General features: G+C 69.4%; 2 protein-coding genes (both cut by a window edge). Both read left to right on the plus strand.

Going from position 1 to position 18,547, the window contains the following annotated elements; genetic code table 11:
• Positions 1–4,945, plus strand: partial view of a non-ribosomal peptide synthase/polyketide synthase gene (locus BJ987_RS09175; RefSeq protein WP_209886818.1) — the 3' portion only. Its footprint begins 12,968 nt before the window's first position; the window shows 4,945 of its 17,913 coding nt (coding positions 12,969–17,913); the start codon falls outside the window, past its left edge; its stop codon occupies positions 4,943–4,945.
• Positions 4,945–18,547: the 5' portion of a non-ribosomal peptide synthetase gene (locus BJ987_RS09180; protein WP_209886821.1), read on the plus strand. Its footprint extends 11,861 nt past the window's final position; 13,603 of the gene's 25,464 nt are visible here — the first part of the coding sequence; it begins with the start codon at positions 4,945–4,947; the stop codon falls past the right edge of the window. The genes BJ987_RS09175 and BJ987_RS09180 overlap by 1 nt, the downstream gene beginning before the upstream one ends.

The following is an 18,547-nucleotide window of genomic DNA, read 5'->3' on the forward strand; positions in this document are numbered from 1 at the left end:
CAGCGGGTCGATCGCTTACAACATCCCGATCGCGCTGCGGCTGTCCGGTCCCTTGGATATCGCCGCGCTGCGGGCGGCGGTCGCCGATGTGATCGGCCGGCACGAAACGCTGCGCACCCGGTATCCCGAGGTGGACGGCGCGGCGACGCAGGTGATCGTGCCCGCGGTGCGGGCGGTTCCGGACCTCCAGCCGGTGCACAGCACGGAAACCGCACTGCCGGAACAGCTCCGGCTGCTGGCCGCCACGACCTTCGACGTCACGACGGAAGTTCCGGTGCGCATCGAACTGTTTCGCGTCGGTGCGACGGAATTCGTGCTCGCGGCCGTTCTGCATCACATCGCCGCCGACGGCTCGTCCAGCGCGCCGTTCGTCCGCGATCTCATGACCGCCTACACAGCCCGCCTCGACGGCGCCGTCCCCGCGTGGACTCCGCTGGCTGTTCAGTACGCCGATTACGCACTGTGGCAACGACGGTGGCTCGGTGCCGAGGACGAGCCGGGAACCCCGGCGGCACGTCAGCTCGTCTACTGGGCCGAGGCGCTGGCCGGGCTGCCCGACCAACTGGCGCTGCCCGCCGATCATCCGCGACCGGCTCGGCAGAGTGCGCGCGGCGCGAAGGTCGTCCTCGGGATCGACGCCGAACTGCACACCGCGCTGATCGGGCTCGGCCGACGCAGCGGCGCAACACTGTTCATGGTGCTGCACGCCGCGTTCGCGGCCCTGCTCAGCCGGTTGTCGGGTACCGGTGACATCGCGGTCGGCACCCCCATCGCCGGACGCGGGGCCACCGAACTGGACGACGTGATCGGCATGTTCGTCAACACTCTGGTGTTACGCACCCGGGTCGAGGACGCGGAGACCTTCGCCGACCTGCTCGCCCGCACTCGTACCGGCGACATCGCGGCGTTCGCACAGGCCGATGTGCCGTTCGAGCGGCTGGTCGAAGTGCTGAACCCGGAGCGATCGACCGCGCGTCACCCCTTGTTCCAGGTGGGCTACTCGTTCCAGAATCACGAGCGCGGGGAGCTGTGTCTGCCCGGCCTCGAGGTGCGTCCGCTCGAATTCGACAGCGGTGTCTCGCAATTCGACCTGCATCTGTTCGCCGTCGACAACTATGGTCCCGACGGCACCGCGGCGGGCATCGAACTCGCGCTCGGCTACGCGACCGACCTGTTCGAGACCGCGACCGCGCAGCGCATGGCGGATCAGCTGCGCCGGGTCCTCGAAGCGGTTGTGGCGCAACCGGAAACCGTGGTGGGCGACCTGGACCTACTCGGCCCGATCGCGCGCACCCGGCTGCTCGACGAGTGGAACCGCACCGCGCACCCGGTCGAACCGGTCACGCTCGCGGATCTCATCGACGCACAGGTCGCTCGTTCGCCGCACGCGGAAGCGCTCGTCGACGCGACCACCGAGAACTGGCTCAGCTACCGGGATTTCGATGCCGCGGTGAACCGTCTGGCCCGCAAGCTGATCGGTGCGGGCGTCGGCCCGGAAGTCACGGTCGTCCTCGCCATGCGGCGCTCGGTGGAACTTGTCGTCGCCATGTACGCGGTGGTGCGCGCGGGCGGTGCGTACGTCCCGATCGACCCGGACCATCCGGCCGACCGGATCGGCCACATCTTCCGCACCGCCGCGCCCGCCTGCGTACTCACCACCGCGCGCGACGGTCTGCCCATCGAGACCGCGGTACCCGCCTGGGAAGTCGATCGACTAGCACTCGACGGCTTCGCGGCCGATCCGATCCGGGACGATGAACGGCTGCGCCCGCTACGGCGCGAACATCCCGCCTACGTGATCTTCACCTCCGGCTCGACCGGTGTGCCGAAGGGCGTCACCGTCCCGCACTCGGCGATCGTCAACCAATTGCTCTGGCTGCGTGACCAATTCGCGCTGTCGGGCAACGACTGCGTGCTGCTGAAGACACCAGCCACCTTCGACCTGTCGGTCTGGGAGTTCTGGTCTCCGCTGGTAACCGGCGGCCGCCTCGTGGTCACTCCGCCCGGTACCGAGCGCGAACCCGAACGCCTGCGCGAGTTGATGGCGCGGCACGGCGTCACCGTGCTGCACGCGGTGCCCTCGCTGATCGGGATGCTGCTCGCCACGGACGCGCCCCTGCCCGCCACCCTGCGCCAGGTGCTCGCCATCGGTGAGGCCCTGCCGCCGGCGACAGCCGTGGACTTCCTGTGTCGCGCCCGGCGCAGGCCGACCGCGCGATCCGCGGCGTATCGGGATTTGATACCGAGTGGGACCGCGGACATCGGACGCGGCAGCGGCGCGCTGCCTGTACGCAAGCCTGGGGATACCTGTGCGGGAATTCGGGGTGCGCGGCTGTTCAATCTCTACGGGCCGACCGAGGCGGCGGTGTCGATCACTGCCGCTGAGGTTTCGGCCGCGCCGGTGCATACGGTTTCGATCGGCGCGCCCGTCTGGAACAGCCGGGTGTACGTGCTGGATCGGCGGTTGCGGCCGGTGCCGGTGGGTGTGGCCGGAGAGCTGTATCTGGCTGGTGCGCAGGTGGCCCGGGGGTACCACGGCAGATCCGGGCTGACGGCGGATCGGTTCGTCGCGGACCCGTTCGCGGGGGCTGGGCGGATGTATCGCACCGGTGACATCGTCCGGTGGCGGGCCGACGGGACGCTGGAGTACCTGGCGCGGGCCGACTTCCAGGTCAAGATCGGCGGGTTCCGGATCGAGCTCGGTGAGGTCGAGTCCGCGCTGCGGCGGCTGCCCCGGGTCCGCGCCGCCGTCGCGGTCGCTCATCGTGGGACACGACTGGTGGCCTATGTGGAAGCCGGTGACCAGGCGTCGCCGGGCCTGGGTGCCGACCTGCGGTCGGCGGTGGCGGCGGTGTTGCCGGGCTACATGGTGCCCGCCGCCGTGGTGGTGCTCGATGCGCTGCCGTTGACCGCGAACGGCAAAGTCGATCGCGCGCACCTGCCGGAGCCGGTGTTTTCCGAAACCGGGTTCCGGGCTCCGGCAACCGAATTGGAGCGGCTGGTCGCCGCCGCGTGCACCGAGGTCATCGGCTGCGAACAGGTAGGTCTCGACGACGACTTCTTCGCGCTGGGCGGCAACTCGCTGCTCGCGACCAAGCTCAGCGCCCGCCTCGGCGCGGCCCTGGGCATACAGGTACCGGTGGCCGCGGTGTTCGAGGCGCCGACGGTCGCGGCGTTGGCACGCGCCCTCGCCGGGCTGGATCCGACTCGGGTTCGTCCCGCGCTGGTCCGCCGCACCGCCACCGGGCCCGCCGCGTTGTCGCCCGCACAGCAGCGGATGTGGGTGGTCAATCGGCTCGCACCGGAATCCTCGGCGTACAACATCCCGGCGGCGGTCCGCCTCACCGGTGCGCTGGATCTCGGCGCGCTGACCGCGGCACTGGCCGATGTGGTCGCCCGCCACGAAACGCTGCGCACGCGCTATCCGGACACCGGGAACGGGCCTGTACAGGACGTTGTTCCACCGTCGGCCTCGACGGTGGATCTGAGGCCGATCCGAGTGTCCCGCAACGACGTCGAGGCGCGGCTTCGCGAGTCGACCGGTGCCGGATTCGATATCACGGTCGCGCCTCCGGTGCGCGCGGCACTGTTCGAACTGGATCAAACCGCGGGCGACCGGGAATGGATCCTGCTCGTCGTCCTGCACCACATCTGTGCGGACGGATACTCCATCGCGCCGATGACTCGGGACCTGATGGCCGCGTACGCCGCGCGGGTCGCGGGCCGGGCTCCCGAATGGCGGCCGCTGGCAATCCAGTACTCGGATTACAGCGATTGGCAGCGCACCCTGCTGGGGTCCGCCGACGACGCGGCCAGCCTGGCGAGCCGTCAAATCGCCTACTGGACAGCGGAGTTGAGCGGCCTGCCGGAAGTCCTCGCCTTGCCCGCCGACCGCGCGCGCCCGGCGCGCCGTGAGACTGCGGGAGCCGCGGTGCGATTCGGCTTGGACGAGGATTTGACCGCGCGGCTCACCGCTCTCGCTCGTGCACACGGGACCACGCTGTTCACGGTTCTGCACGCCGCTTTCGCGGTGCTGTTGTCCAAACTCTCGGGCAGCGCCGATATCGCCATCGGCGTGCCGGTGGCCGGGCGTGGGGCGCGGGATCTCGATGACCTGATCGGCATGTTCGTCAATACCGTTGTGCTGCGCTCGGATATCGATCCGCGGGTCGGGTTCGACGCACTGCTACGACAGGCGGGAGAACGGAATCCGATCGCGCTGTCGCACGCGGATGTGCCGTTCGAGCAGGTGGTCGACGCTGTGGGCGCTACCCGGTCCAGCGCATACACTCCGCTGTTCCAGGTGCTGTTCACCTTCCAGAACATGGCGTCCGGCCCCCTCGCGCTACCCGGTCTCGAGGCCGAGGTGCTGGACCTCGATCTCGCTGAGGCGAAGTTCGATCTGCACCTCACCGCCGTCGAACGGTTCACCGCCGACGGCACGCATTCCGGTCTCGATTTGCTGTTCGCCTATGCGACAGACATTTTCGATGAAGCCACGATACGGCTCTACGGTGAACGTTTCCTGCGGGTGTGCGCCGCGGTGGCCGAGAATCCGGCCGCAGCGCTGCGGGCCATCGACATTCGCACCGAAGCCGAGCAAGGCCGAACAGCGCAGGCGCCACCGGAACCCACGCTCGCGGACTTGCCCGGATTGATCGCCGCCGCCGCGGGTTTCGAGCCCGAGACCATCGCGTTCACCCACGGTGCGCGTGCGGTGTCCTACCGCGAGCTGGACGCGAAACTCGGCACCGCGGCCAAGGCGATGGGTGCGGCGGCGACGCCCGAAACCCTGGTCAATGTCGGTCTGGCCGGGCTGGTGCCCGGTGTTCTCGCCGCACTGGGCGGTGCCGGCCTCGCACGGGCCATGCGCGCCCTGCTCAGCGACGCGCACGCCGTGGTCGCACGGTCTACGCGCGCTGTCGATTCGGAAGGAAACAGCTGATGTCGCAGAGGAATTCGGCCACATCCAGCGCACCGGGCGCGCGCGTCGAGCCGCGCCCGCATCCGGCGCTACGCCGGGCGTACGGCATCGAGGACCTGCCCGGGCTCATCGCCACGGTCGCCGAGCTGACGCCGGACCGGATCGCGTTGCGCCACGGCGCCACCGCGCTCAGCTACGCGGCCTTGCACGCCGAGATCTCGAGCTTGAGCGCGGCGATGGGCGGCGGTCTCGGCGCGGATGTCCTGGTGTCCGTGGTGGTGTCGAGTCAGCTGCCCGAGCTGCTGGACTCGACCGACGGCGCACTGGGCGCGGTGCTCGCCGACCTCGTCGAGGATGCGTTGACGGCGGCGGCCCCGGTCCTGCCGACGACGTTCGTCCCGGCCGAGACGCTGGTGAGCGAGTTCGAGGCGCAGGCGCGCCGGACCCCGGACGCGGTGGCGCTCGAATACCGGGGCGCGACGATGACCTACGCCGAATTCGAGGCCGCGGTGGATGCGCTGGCCCGGCGCTTGGTGCGGTCGGGGGTGGGTCCGGACGCGCTGGTAGGGCTGGCGATGCGCCGGTCGTTCGAATTGCTGATCGGCATGTACGCGATCGTCAAAGCCGGTGGCGCGTACGTCCCGATCGATCCGGAGCATCCCGCCGAACGTATCCGGTACGTGCTGGAGATTGCCGCACCGGTGCTGGTCCTCACCACCGCCGCCGACGAACCGCCTGTACCCGGGGGCTTGCCGGTCCTGCGTTACGACGAGTTCGCAACCGGGCAAACGGATTCCGTACCGTTGCCGGATCTCGACCCGGACGATCTCGCCTACGTCATCTTCACTTCGGGATCGACCGGCAGGCCGAAAGGCGTTGCGGTCTCCCATCGTTCGATTGTGGCGAACCTGCGGTGGCGGCAGCGCGTGTACCGGCTGTGCGGCACCGACGCGGTACTGCAGAAGACACCGTTCACCTTCGACGTATCGGTGTGGGAGTTGTTCTGGCCGTTGCAGATCGGCGCACGGCTGGTGATCGCGGAGCCCGACGGGCACCGTGATCCCGCCTACCTCGCCCGCACGATCGCCGCATCCGGTATCACCGTCGCGCATTTCGTACCCTCGATGCTCGCGGTGTTCGTGGCGGAGCCGCTGGTGGCGGCGGCCGCGGAGTCGCTACGCCTGGTCTTCGCCTCCGGTGAGGCGCTGCCCGCGGCGACGGCGGCCGCGTTCCGCGAGGTCAGCGGCGCGACCCTGCACAATCTGTACGGACCCACCGAGGCGGCGGTGGACGTCACCGCACACGAGGTGACCGGCGCGGATGTCACGACGGTCCCGATCGGTTCCGCCGCCGACGACACCGAACTCCTTGTCCTGGACGACAATCTGCGACCCGTGCCCGGCGGTGTGGTCGGCGAGTTGTATCTGGCGGGCGTGCAGCTGGCGCGCGGCTACGTGCGGCGTCCGGGGCTGACCGCTGATCGTTTCGTGGCGAATCCGCAGGGCGCCCCGGGGGACCGCATGTACCGCACCGGTGATCTGGCGCGCTGGGTGCGCGATCCCGACGGCGGCCCCGCCGAATTGGAGTACCTGGGGCGCACCGACTTCCAGGTGAAGGTGCGGGGTCTGCGGATAGAGCTGGGTGAGGTGGAGGCGGCACTGTCCCGTAGCCGGCAGGTCGCCCAGGCGGCAGTGCTGCTGCACCGCTTCGCGGGCGGTGCGCACCTGGTCGGCTATGTGGTGGCGGCCCCGGGCGTATCGCTCGACACCGCGGGCCTGCTCGACGAGACGCGTGAGCAACTGCCCGAGTACATGGTGCCGTCGCTGCTCCAGGTGCTCGACGAGATGCCGCTCAACGCGAACGGCAAGCTGGACCGGCGCGCGCTGCCGGAGCCCGAATTCACCGGCGGAGTTGTCGAATACCGGGAGCCCGCCGGCGATCGCGAACGCGAGGTGGCCGCGATCTTCGCGGATCTGCTCGGTGTCCTGCGGGTCGGCGCGGACGACGACTTCTTCGCACTCGGCGGCAATTCACTGCTGGCGGCCCGTGCTGTCGCCCGGGTATCCGCGGCGCTGGGGATGGCTGTGGATGTGCGCGACTTCTTCGATCGCCCGACGGTGGCCGCGCTAGCCGCATGCGACGGCAGCGCGATGGTCCGCCCGCCGCTGGTGGCCGGCGACCGGCCGGAATGGATTCCGCTGTCACCCGCGCAGCGCCGGATGTGGTTCCTCAACCGGTACGGCGCGGGTGCGCAGACCGCGGCGGTGGACAACATCCCGCTGGCACTGCGGCTCCGCGGACCGCTCGATGTCGCGGCGTTGGCGGCGGCGGTCACCGATCTGGTGGTCCGGCACGAAATCCTGCGCACGGTATATCCGCAGACCCCGGCGGGGCCCGCGCAGGTAGTGCGTGCCGTGCACCCGGCCTTCGACCTCACGCCGCTGGCGGTGCCGGGAGAAGCGGTTCCCGGCGCTGTTGTCGATTGCGCGACAGAGGGTTTCGACGTCGCGGCGGAGATTCCGCTGCGGGTGCGGCTGCTGCGCAGCGCCGCCGACGATCACACGCTGGTGTTCGTGGTGCACCACATCGCCGCCGACGGTGTTTCGCTCGGACCGTTGCTGCGGGATCTGGTCACCGCGTACACCGCCCGGCTGGCCGGGCGACCGCCCGAGTGGACGCCGCTGACCGTGCAGTACGCCGACTACGCGCTCTGGCAGCAGGCCGTGCTGGGCGACGCCCATGATCCCGGCTCGACCGCGGCCCGCCAACTCGCCTACTGGCAGTCGGAACTGGCGGAGCTACCCCCCGAGCTCACCTTGCCCACCGACCGGCCGCGGCCCGCCACCCTCTCCTACCGGGGCGCCACGCACACCGGCACCATCGGCGCGAGCCTGCGCACGGCTGTGGACACACTCGCACAGCGGTGCGGGGCGACCCCGTTCATGGTGGTGCACGCCGCCCTCGCCGCTCTGCTGGCCCGGCTGTCCGGCACCACCGACATTGCGATCGGCACCCCGGTGGCCGGACGCGGCGACCGGGCGCTCGACGACCTGGTCGGCATGTTCGTCAATACCCTGGTGCTGCGCACCGAAGTGCGGCCGTCGATCACCTTCGCCGAACTCGTCGCGCAGGTCCGCAGTCGCGACGTGCGGGCTTTCGCGCACGCCGACATCCCGTTCGAACAATTGGTGGAGGCGGTGAATCCGGCTCGGTCCCAGGCTCGGCACCCGCTGTTCCAGGTCGCCCTGTTCATGCAGAACATGCCCGAGATGGCTTTGGTGCTGCCCGGCGTCGAGACCGAACCGGTGGACTTCGATTCCGGCTTCTCGAAGTTCGACCTCCAGCTGACGCTCACCGGTCACGACGACGGCTACCGAGCCGAATTCACCTATGCCACCGACCTGTTCGAGCGCTCGACAATCGCGGAATTCGGCACGAAGTTCCTGCGGTTACTGAGTGCGGCTGTGTCGGAACCGGACACGGTGGTCGGCGATATCGAGTTGCTGGACGCCGGTGAACTGGACTACGTCACCGCTAGCTGGAATGCCAGCGGGCATCGGGTTCCGGACCGCTACCTGCACGAGGGTTTCGACAATCAGGTCCGGCGCACGCCCACGACCGTGGCGCTGGTCGCCGATGCCGATCCGCGGGGTGCGTTGACCTACGCGGAACTGTCCGATCGGGTCAATCAGCTGGCCCGGCTGCTGATCGCCGATGGCGTCGGGCCGGAAACGCTTGTGGTGCTGGCGATGCCGCGGTCGGTCGACCTCGTGGTGGCGATGTACGCGGTCCTGCGAGCGGGCGGCGCTTATGTGCCGATCGATCCGTCGCATCCATCCGAACGTATCGGGCATATCCTCGCCACTGCGCAGCCGCAATTGGTATTGACCACGCGCGCAGCGGGATTCGACGTGCCGACCGGCCTGCCGGTGCGCTACCTCGACGAACTCGACCTCACCGACTACTCCACCGCCAAGATCGGTGACCGGGAACGGCGCGCCACGCTGCGTCCCGACCACCCCGCCTACGTCCTCTTCACTTCGGGATCGACCGGCAAACCGAAGGGCGTGGCGGTCAGCCATCGTGCCATCGCCAACCAGCTGGCCTGGATGCACGACGAATACCACCCGCGCACCGGGGATGTGTACCTGCAGAAGACGGCGACCACGTTCGACGTCTCGCTCTGGGGGTACTTCCTGCCGCTGCGCGCGGGCGCGACCCTGGTGCTGGCGACCGCGGACGGTCATCGCGACCCGCGCTACCTCGCGGAAACGATCGCACGCCACGGTGTCACGCTCACCGACTTCGTACCGGCCATGCTGTCGGTGTTCGCGGCGCACGCCGCGACCGGCGAACTCGATTCGCTGCGCGATGTCTTCGTCATCGGCGAGGCACTGCCGCCGGAAACGGTAGCGGCCTTCGGCGCGGTCTGCGCGGCGAAGCTGCACAATCTGTACGGTCCGACCGAGGCGGCGGTATCGATCACCTACCGCGATGTGACCGGCACGGACGCCGAGACGGTGCCGATCGGTGAGCCGCAATGGAATTCGCGGGTGTACGTCCTGGATGCGCGGCTGCATCCGGTCGCGATCGGAGTGCCCGGCGAGTTGTACCTGGCCGGCGACCAACTGGCCCGTGGCTATCACGGCCGGGTCGACCTCACCGCCGATCGCTTCGTGGCGAACCCGTTCGGGCTCGGCGGTGACCGGATGTATCGCACCGGCGATCTGGTGCGGTGGACCCGGGACGGCGAGCTCGTCTACCTGGGTCGAGTCGATTCCCAGGTCAAGTTGCGCGGTCAGCGGGTCGAACTCGCGGAGATCGAGACCGCGCTCCTGGCAGCGCCGGGCGTGAGCCAGGCGGCGGTCCGGCTGATCACGGCCGACACCGGCGACTACCTGGCGGGGTACGTCCTGCGCACGCCGGGAGCCGAGCTGGATCTCGACGCGGTCGAAGAAGCCGCGTCCCGGCGGCTTCCGGCCTACATGGTGCCGACCGCACTCGTCGAACTCGCGGAGTTCCCGGTGAACACCAGCGGCAAGCTGGATCGGAACGCGCTACCCCTGCCAGTGTTGCGGCCGAAGACTTTCCGGCCGCCGGTGGACGCGGCACAGCGCCTCGTCGCGGCGATCTTCGCGGAGGTGCTGCACGTGCCTCGGGTCGGCCTGGACGACGACTTCTTCGCGCTGGGCGGCAGCTCGCTGGACGCGACGCAGGTGACCGCGCGGGCGGGCGAGGCGGTCGGGGTGCGGATTCCGGTGCGGGCACTGTTCGACGCTTCCTCCGTGGCCGCGTTCGCCGCCGCCGTGGCCGAGCAGAGCAAGTCCGGCGCGACGAAACTGCCGCTGGTGCGGCGGCAACGCCCCGAGCGGGTGCCGTTGTCGCCGGCCCAGCAGCGCCTGTGGTTTCTCAACCGCGTCGAAAACCCGGACAGCGTCGGGGTTTACAACCTGCCGGTGGCGCTCCGGCTGCGCGGCCGCCTAGAGGTGGCCGCACTGGAGCGTGCTGTGCTGGATGTGCTGGAACGGCACGAATCCTTACGTACCTGCTATCCGGAGCACGAAGAAGGCCCGTACCAAGCGATTTCGGCTGCCGCGGACTTCGCGCTCGACATGCGGCCGGTGCGGATCGCACCCGACGAGCTGGCCGCGGCGATCGCCGCGCTGAGCCGTACCGGGTTCGATGTCACCACCGAGATCCCGGTGCGGGTCGCACTTTTTCTGGTGGAGCGGACGGCCCGTGACGAGTACGTGCTGGTGTTCGTGGTGCATCACATCGCCGCCGACGCCCTGTCGATGGCGCCGCTGATCACAGATTTGGTGCGCGCTTATCGAGCGCGATCGGGCGGTGCGCGCCCCGACTGGGACGAATTGCCGGTCCAATACGCCGATTACAGCCTGTGGCAGCGGGAGCTGCTCGGTTTCGAGGCGGGCGCGGGCGACCAGGCGCGGCAACAGCTGGGGTTCTGGCGTGCGGTGCTCGCCGGTCTGCCCGCGGACCTACCGCTGCCCACGGACCGGCCGCGGCCGCCCCAGCCGACGAATCACGTTGTGGCCGTGGACTTCACCGTGCGCCCGGCGGTCGCGGCCGGACTGCGCCTGCTGGCCGAACAGCAGGGCGCGACCTTGTTCATGGTCCTGCACGCGGCTTTCGCGGCGACGCTGGCTCGGCTCGGCGGCACCGGCGACATCGTGATCGGTTCGCCGATCGGCGGCCGTGGCGAGCGTGCGCTCGACGCGCTCGTCGGCATGTTCGTCAACACCCTCGTGCTGCGCACCCCGGTCGCGCTCGACGCGTCGTTCAGCGACCTGGTCGCTACCGTGCGGGATGCGGACCTGGCCGCGTTCGGCAATGCCGATCTGCCGTTCGAGCAGTTGGTCGACGCCATGGCGGTGGATCGCCGTACCGGGGCACATCCACTGTTCCAGATCATGTTCAGTTTCGGTGGCGCGCCGTCGGCACCCGGCCAGTCTTTCGACGCGGCCGGGCTCACCGCGGAAATTCTCGACATCGCCGACGAGACAGCCAAATTCGATCTGCACCTGGTGCTGAACGAGTGCGCCGACGCGACGTTGAGCGGCAGTCTGCGTTACGCGACGGAGCTGTTCGATGCCGCCACCATGCGGGCGTTCGTCGCCAGGCTGGAGCGGATGCTCGCCGCGGCGGCTAATGTGTCCGAGACACCCGTCGGTGACATCGAACTGCTCGAACCGGCGGAGCTCGCCGAAATCGTCGAACGGTCGAAAGCCGAGACGCGCACTGTCGACGCAGAACTCACGCTGCCCGCGTTGTTCGCTGCCCAGACAGCGCGAACACCGGACGCACCGGCGGTCACGTTCGAGGGGACGACACTGTCCTACGCCGAACTGGCGGCCCAGGTAAACCGTATGGCGCGCTGGCTGATCGACCAGGGTGTGGGTCCGGAAAGCCTGGTGGCGCTGGCGATGCGGCGGTCGATCGACCTCGTCGTGGCCATGCACGCCATCACCGCGACGGGCGGCGGTTACGTGCCGCTGGACCCGGACCACCCGGCCGAACGCATCGCCCACATCCTCACCACGGCAACGCCACTCATAGTGCTGACGGCAGGTGCGAACCTCGACGGCACGGCCGCACAGGTCCGGATAGATCAGCTCGATCTGAGCGCGTATTCAGGCGCGCCGATCACCGACACGGACCGCCGCGCTCCGCTGCGCGCGGCGAACACCGCCTACGTGATCTTCACGTCCGGCTCAACCGGACAGCCCAAAGGCGTTGCGGTCAGCCATGGCTCGATCGTCAACCGGCTGGTGTGGATGCAGGCGGCGCAGGTCGAACTCGGCCCCGGTGACGCCCTGCTGCAAAAGACGCCGGTGACATTCGACGTCTCGGTGCCGGAGTTCTTCTGGCCGTTGCAAGCCGGTGCACGCCTGGTGCTGGCTCGTCCGGACGGCCACCTCGATCCCGTCTACCTCGCCGAAACCATTCGGCGGGAATCGATCACGGCGGTGCACTTCGTACCGTCGATGCTCGGCGCGTTCGTCGCGGAGGAAACCGGCGCGCTGCCGTCACTGCGGTACGTCTTCTGCTCCGGCGAGGCGCTGCCCGCGCCGGTCGCGCAGCGGATGCGGGCACGGAGCGGCGCGCGGGTGCGCAACCTGTACGGGCCGACCGAAACGGCTGTCGAAGTCACCTGCCACGAGGTGACCGATTCGGATACCACCGGGGTCCCGCTGGGCGTTCCGGTGTGGAACACCCAGGTTCATGTGCTCGACGCGCGCCTGCACCCCGTTCCGCTGGGCGTGCCCGGTGAGTTGTACCTGGGCGGTGCGCAATTGGCGCGCGGCTACCTCGGGCGGGCCGACCTCACCGGCGACCGCTTCGTGGCCAACCCTTTCGGGCCCGGGGGCGCCCGCATGTACCGCACCGGTGATCTGGTCCGGCGACGCCTCGACGGCGCGCTGGAATACCTGGGCCGCACCGATTTCCAGGTGAAACTACGCGGTCTGCGTATCGAACTCGGGGAGATCGAGGCGGCGCTGCTCGCGCTGCCGGAGGTCGCCCAAGCGGTGGCGCAGGTCCGTGACGATCACGGCACCGGCGACCAGCTCGTCGCATACCTGGTGCCCAACGCCTCCCTCGACCTCGACGCCCTGCGCGCCACTCTCATCGCGCGACTGCCCGGGTATCTGGTGCCGACGGCATTCGTCGTGCTCGATGCCTTGCCGGTCAACGCCTCGGGCAAATTGGACCGGACCGCGCTACCCGTGCCGGTGGTAGAGCGTGGTGCGTCACGGCCGCCCATCTCAAAATCGGAATGCCTTGTGGCCGAGACATTCCGGGCTCTGCTCGGCGCCGATGACATCGGCGCGGACGACGACTTCTTCGCGCTCGGCGGCAACTCCCTCGTCGCCACCCAGCTCGTCGCGCGCCTGGCCAAGGCCACCGGAACCCAGCTGCCGGTGCGCACCGTCTTCGACGCGCCGACCGTCGCCGCGCTCGCGGATCGCCTTACGCTGCGGACCGGCGCGAACGCGGATACCGTACCGGTGATGTTGCCGCCGCTCGCCCCGCAGAACCGCGACGACGCCATCCCGCTCTCGATCGCACAGCAGCGGATGTGGTTCCTCAACCGATTCGACAGTGCCGGTGCGGGTTACAACATTCCGTTCGCCCTCCGGCTCACCGGTGCGCTGAACATCGGCGCCTTGCGCGCGGCGATCAGCGACGTCATCGGACGCCACGAGACGCTGCGCACGATCTACCCCGAACACGACGGCAACGCGACCCAGGTGGTGCTGCCCGCCGGTACCCGGCTGGTCGACGTCGTCGTCCGGACCGTGCCGGTCGCCGATCTGCCCCAGTTGATCGCCACGGTCACCCAGGCCGGTTTCGATGTCACCACCGAGGTGCCGCTGCGGGTACGACTGCTGCGCCTGGCGGACGGTGGTGCGCACCCGGACCATGTGCTGCTGTTCGTGGTGCACCATATCGCCGCGGACGGCTGGTCTTTCGATCCGCTCACCCGCGATCTGGCCGCCGCCTACGTCGCCCGCTGTGCCGATACCGCGCCCGCCTGGGCCCCACTTCCGTTGCAGTACGCGGATTTCGCGATCTGGCAGCGCGACGCCCTCGGCCGCGCGGAGGACGAGAACTCGGTTCTCGCACGGCAATTGGTCTATTGGACCGATCGGCTGGCCGGTCTACCCGAAGTACTCACCCTGCCCGCGGACCGGCCGCGCCCCGCGGTGGCGAGCAATCGTGGCGGTGCCCGGACCGGGCGTCTGGATCGCGCGCTGCACCAGGGCATCCGAGACCTCGCCGCCGCGCACCGCGCGACGCCATTCATCGTGCTGCACACCGCCTTGGCGGTGCTGCTCAGTCGGCTGAGCGCGACGTCGGACATCGTGGTCGGCGCGCCGGTGGCGGGACGCGGCGCGCAGGCGTTGGACGAGCTGGTCGGCATGTTCGTCAACACCCTCGTGCTGCGCACCGAGGTGCGTCCGGACGCCACCCTGGCCGAGCTGCTCGCCATTGTCCGCGACACCGACCTCGCCGCCTTCGAGCATGCGATGGTGCCGTTCGAGCAGCTGGTCGAGACGCTGAATCCGGCTCGGTCACAGTCGTATTCGCCGCTCTACCAAGTGGCGTTGACGCTGCAGAACCACAGCACACCGGACTTCCGGCTGCACCGGCTGGCCATCGCGGCGCTCGAGGTGGGTCCGGCCCCGATCCAGGTGGATCTGGACTGGACGCTCACCGACCGCTACGACGCCGCCGGGAACCCGGACGGAATCGATGTCCACCTGCACTACGCGGTCGACCTCTTCGATGACCGCACCGCCGCCGGATTCCTGGACACCTTCCAGCGCGTGCTGCGCGCCATGGTGCGCGACACCCGGGCTCTGGTCGGCAATGTCGAGCTGATGTCGGTCGCCGAACGCGGCATGCTGCTCTCGGACCGCAATGCCACCGCGCGCCCGCTGCTGCGCGAAACCCTCGACGATCTGCTCACCGCCCGTGCCGGTGCCGAACCCCATGGGCTTGCCGTCCGCTACGAGGGCGCCGAGATGACCTACGGGGAATTCGCGGTCCGCGTGAACCGCCTGGCGCGCTGGCTCATCGCGCAAGGGGTAGGTCCGGAGACGATTGTCGGGCTGGCGGCCCTGCGGTCGATCGACATGCTCGTCGCCATGTACGCCATCGTGCGTGCGGGCGGCGCCTACCTGCCGATCGATCCGGAACATCCGGCGGAGCGGATCCGGGCCGTCATCGAAAGCGCCGCTCCGGCAATGGTGCTGCTGGCCGGCGGCGCGCAACTACCCGACCTGAACGGTGTCCGGGTGGTCGATGATTCGGCGCTGGACCTGGCCGCGTTCTCCGGCGCGACGGTGGGCGACGACGAGCGGCTCCGTCGGTTGCGTCAAGCCAACACCGCGTACGTGCTGTTCACCTCCGGTTCGACCGGCCGTCCCAAGGGCGTCGCGATCACCCATCGCGCGATCATGAACCAGCTGCGCTGGCTGGAATACCGCTATCGGGTGACGGCGGCCGACCGCATTCTGCAGCGCGCGCCGCTGACCTTCGACGTGTCGGTGTGGGAATGCTTCCTGCCCATCGCGGTGGGCGCGCCGCTGGTGATCGCCCGGCCCGGCGGACATCTGGACCTCGGGTATTTCGCCGGGCTGCTGCGCGAACACGGCATCACCATCGCGGAGTACGTGCCCTCGGTGCTGGCCGCGCTCATCGGTGAAGGGATGGGGGACGCGCTGCGCTCGTTCCGGCACCTGCATTGCGGTGGCGAGGCGTTGACCGCGGACCTGCTCGCGCAGCTCCGCGGCAGCTTCGAGGGCGCGGTGCACAATGCCTACGGCCCGACCGAGGCCGCGATCTCGGCGATCTACCACGAGTTCACCGACGCCGATGTGGAGTCCGGCGAGGTCGCGATCGGACGGCCCTGCTGGAACACCCGCGCCTATGTGCTGGACGCCCGGCTGCGGCCGGTGCCGATCGGTGTCACCGGCGAGCTGTATCTGGCGGGCGACCAGTTGGCCCGGGGCTATCACCACCGAGCGGGTCTCACTGCCGAGCGGTTCGTCGCCGATCCGTTCGGCGTTCCCGGCCGGGTCATGTACCGCACCGGAGACCTGGTCCGCTGGAGTCGTGACGGTGACCTGGTGTACTTGGGCCGCAACGACTTCCAGATCAAGCTGCGCGGACAGCGGATCGAACTCGGTGAGATCGAAGCCGCGTTGTCCGCGGTACCCGGCGTGGCGAATGCCGCGGTGGTCGTCGCGAAGGAGGACGGCGGATACGAGTACCTCGTCGGATACGTCAGCGGCACCGCGCTGTCGGCCGAGGCGGTGTCGGACGCGGTCCGCGTTCAGTTGCCCGCCTATATGGTGCCCGCACAGGTGGTGGTGCTCGACCAGATGCCGCTGACGACCGTCGGCAAGCTGGACCGTGCCGCACTCCCGGCTGTCGAGTCACGCCGTGCCGCAAACGTTTTCGAGGCACCACGGGAGGGCGTCGAATCGGTCCTGGCGATCCTCGCCGCCGATCTCGTCGGCGGGGGAGTGCGCATCGGATCCGGTGACGACTTCTTCGCCCGTGGCGGCAACTCGCTGCTGGCCATGCGGCTGGTCGCCCGTGCCAATGCCACCTTCGGATCCACGCTGACGGTGCGTGCGGTGTTCGAAGCCCCGACGATCGCGGAACTCGCCGCGCGGGTGGAGGTTTCGGCCAGGCTCGGTACGAGGACGAATCGTGTCGCCCTCGGTCCACGGCAGCGCCCGCCGCGGATTCCGCTGTCCCCGGCCCAGACCCGTATGTGGCTGTTGCACCGGATCGATCCGGCATCGGCGGTCTACAACATCCCGATCACCATCCGGCTCGCCGGAGCGCTGGACGAGGCCGCGCTGCACACCGCGCTGCGTGATGTCGTCGACCGGCACGAATCGTTGCGCACGGTGTTTCCCGCCGACGCGGCGGGACCGACACAGGTCATCCGGCCGAGCGCAAGCGGCGGGTCGTTCCGGATCACCGAGGTGGCGGAGGAGTTGCTGCCCGGGGCGATATCGCGGTGTGCCGCGGCGGGTTTCGATCTGCGCGGTGAATTCCCTTGGCGGGCCGAGCTTTTTCGCACCGCATCCGAGCAGCACGTACTGGCCTTCGTGGTGCATCACATCGCGGCCGACGGCGTCTCCACGGCGCCGCTGGCCCGTGACCTGATGGTCGCCTATACCGCCAGAGCCGCCGGTAGTGCCCCGCGCTGGGGCAGATTGCCGGTGCAGTACGCCGATTTCACCCTGTGGCAGCACGAAGTCCTGGGCTCGGCCGACCAGCCGGATTCCTTGCTGGCCCGCCAGCTCGACCATTGGCGTACCGAACTCGCCGGGCTCGCTCCGGTGCTGGAACTGCCCACCGACCGGCCGCGCCCACCGGTGGCCTCCGGCCGCGGCGCGACCGTCGCATTCGGTATTCCGGCCGAGCTCACCGCCGAGCTGGCGGAACTGGGTCGCCGGCACGGTGTTTCGACGTTCATGGTGTTGCACGCCGCCTACGCGGTGCTCCTCGCACGCCTGGCGCGAGCCGAGGACATCGCGGTCGGCACCCCGGTGGCCGGTCGGGCCGAGCAGGCCCTGGACGACCTCGTCGGCATGTTCGTCAACACCCTCGTGCTGCGTACGCCGATCCGCGCGGAAACGACCTTCGCCGAACTGCTCGGCCGGATCCGCACCATCGACGTGCGCGCGTTCGCCAACGCCGATCTGCCCTTCGAGCGGCTGGTCGAGGCGCTCGATCCGGTTCGCTCACAGGCATATTCGCCGGTCGTCCAGCACTTGATCACCTTCGAGCATCGGGACGACACCGTGCTGCGGCTGCCCGGGTTGGAGGTGTCGGCGTACCCGCTCGACAACCAGGTCGCCCAGTTCGATCTGGCCTTGGAGCTCAGCGAACACGCCGGCGAGTCCGGCACCGTGCTGCGCGCGGTGTTGCGGTACGCGACCGATCTGTTCGACCACGCGACCATCGAGGCTTTCGGCGCCCGGTACCTGCGGGTGCTGACGGCCGTGGTCACCGACGCCGGGACCCGCCTCGGCGAGATCGAACTGCTGGACGCGGCCGAGCGTGCGCTGGTGCTGCGCCGGTGGAACGACACCGCGCACCCGGTCGACCGGGGTGCGACGCTCGTGTCGATGTTCCAGGCGCAGGCCGCCGCGACTCCCGACGCGACGGCGGTGACCTTCGAGGGCACGAGTCTGTCCTACACGCAGTTCAGCGACCGGGTGAACCAGCTCGCCCGCTACCTGATCTCGCTCGGCGTGGGCCCGGATAGGGCGGTCGCGCTCGGCATGCGGCGCTCGATCGACCTGGTGGTCGGCATGTACGCCGTCCTCGCGGCGGGTGGGGCGTATGTGCCGCTCGACCCTGAGCACCCGGCCGATCGCACCCACTACGTGCTGGAAACCGCAGCCCCGGTGTGTGTGCTGACCACCTCCCGGGACGACTTCGACACGGGCTCGGTGCACGCTGTCGCGATCGATCGCCCGCTCGGCTTCGGACATTCGAGCGCACCCCTGACCGCGGCCGAACGCAGTGCGCCGCTGCGTACTTCGAACACCGCGTATGTCATCTTCACCT

Origin of the sequence: Nocardia goodfellowii (assembly GCF_017875645.1) — a bacterium.
In the GTDB taxonomy this organism is placed as follows: Bacteria; Actinomycetota; Actinomycetes; order Mycobacteriales; family Mycobacteriaceae; genus Nocardia; species Nocardia goodfellowii.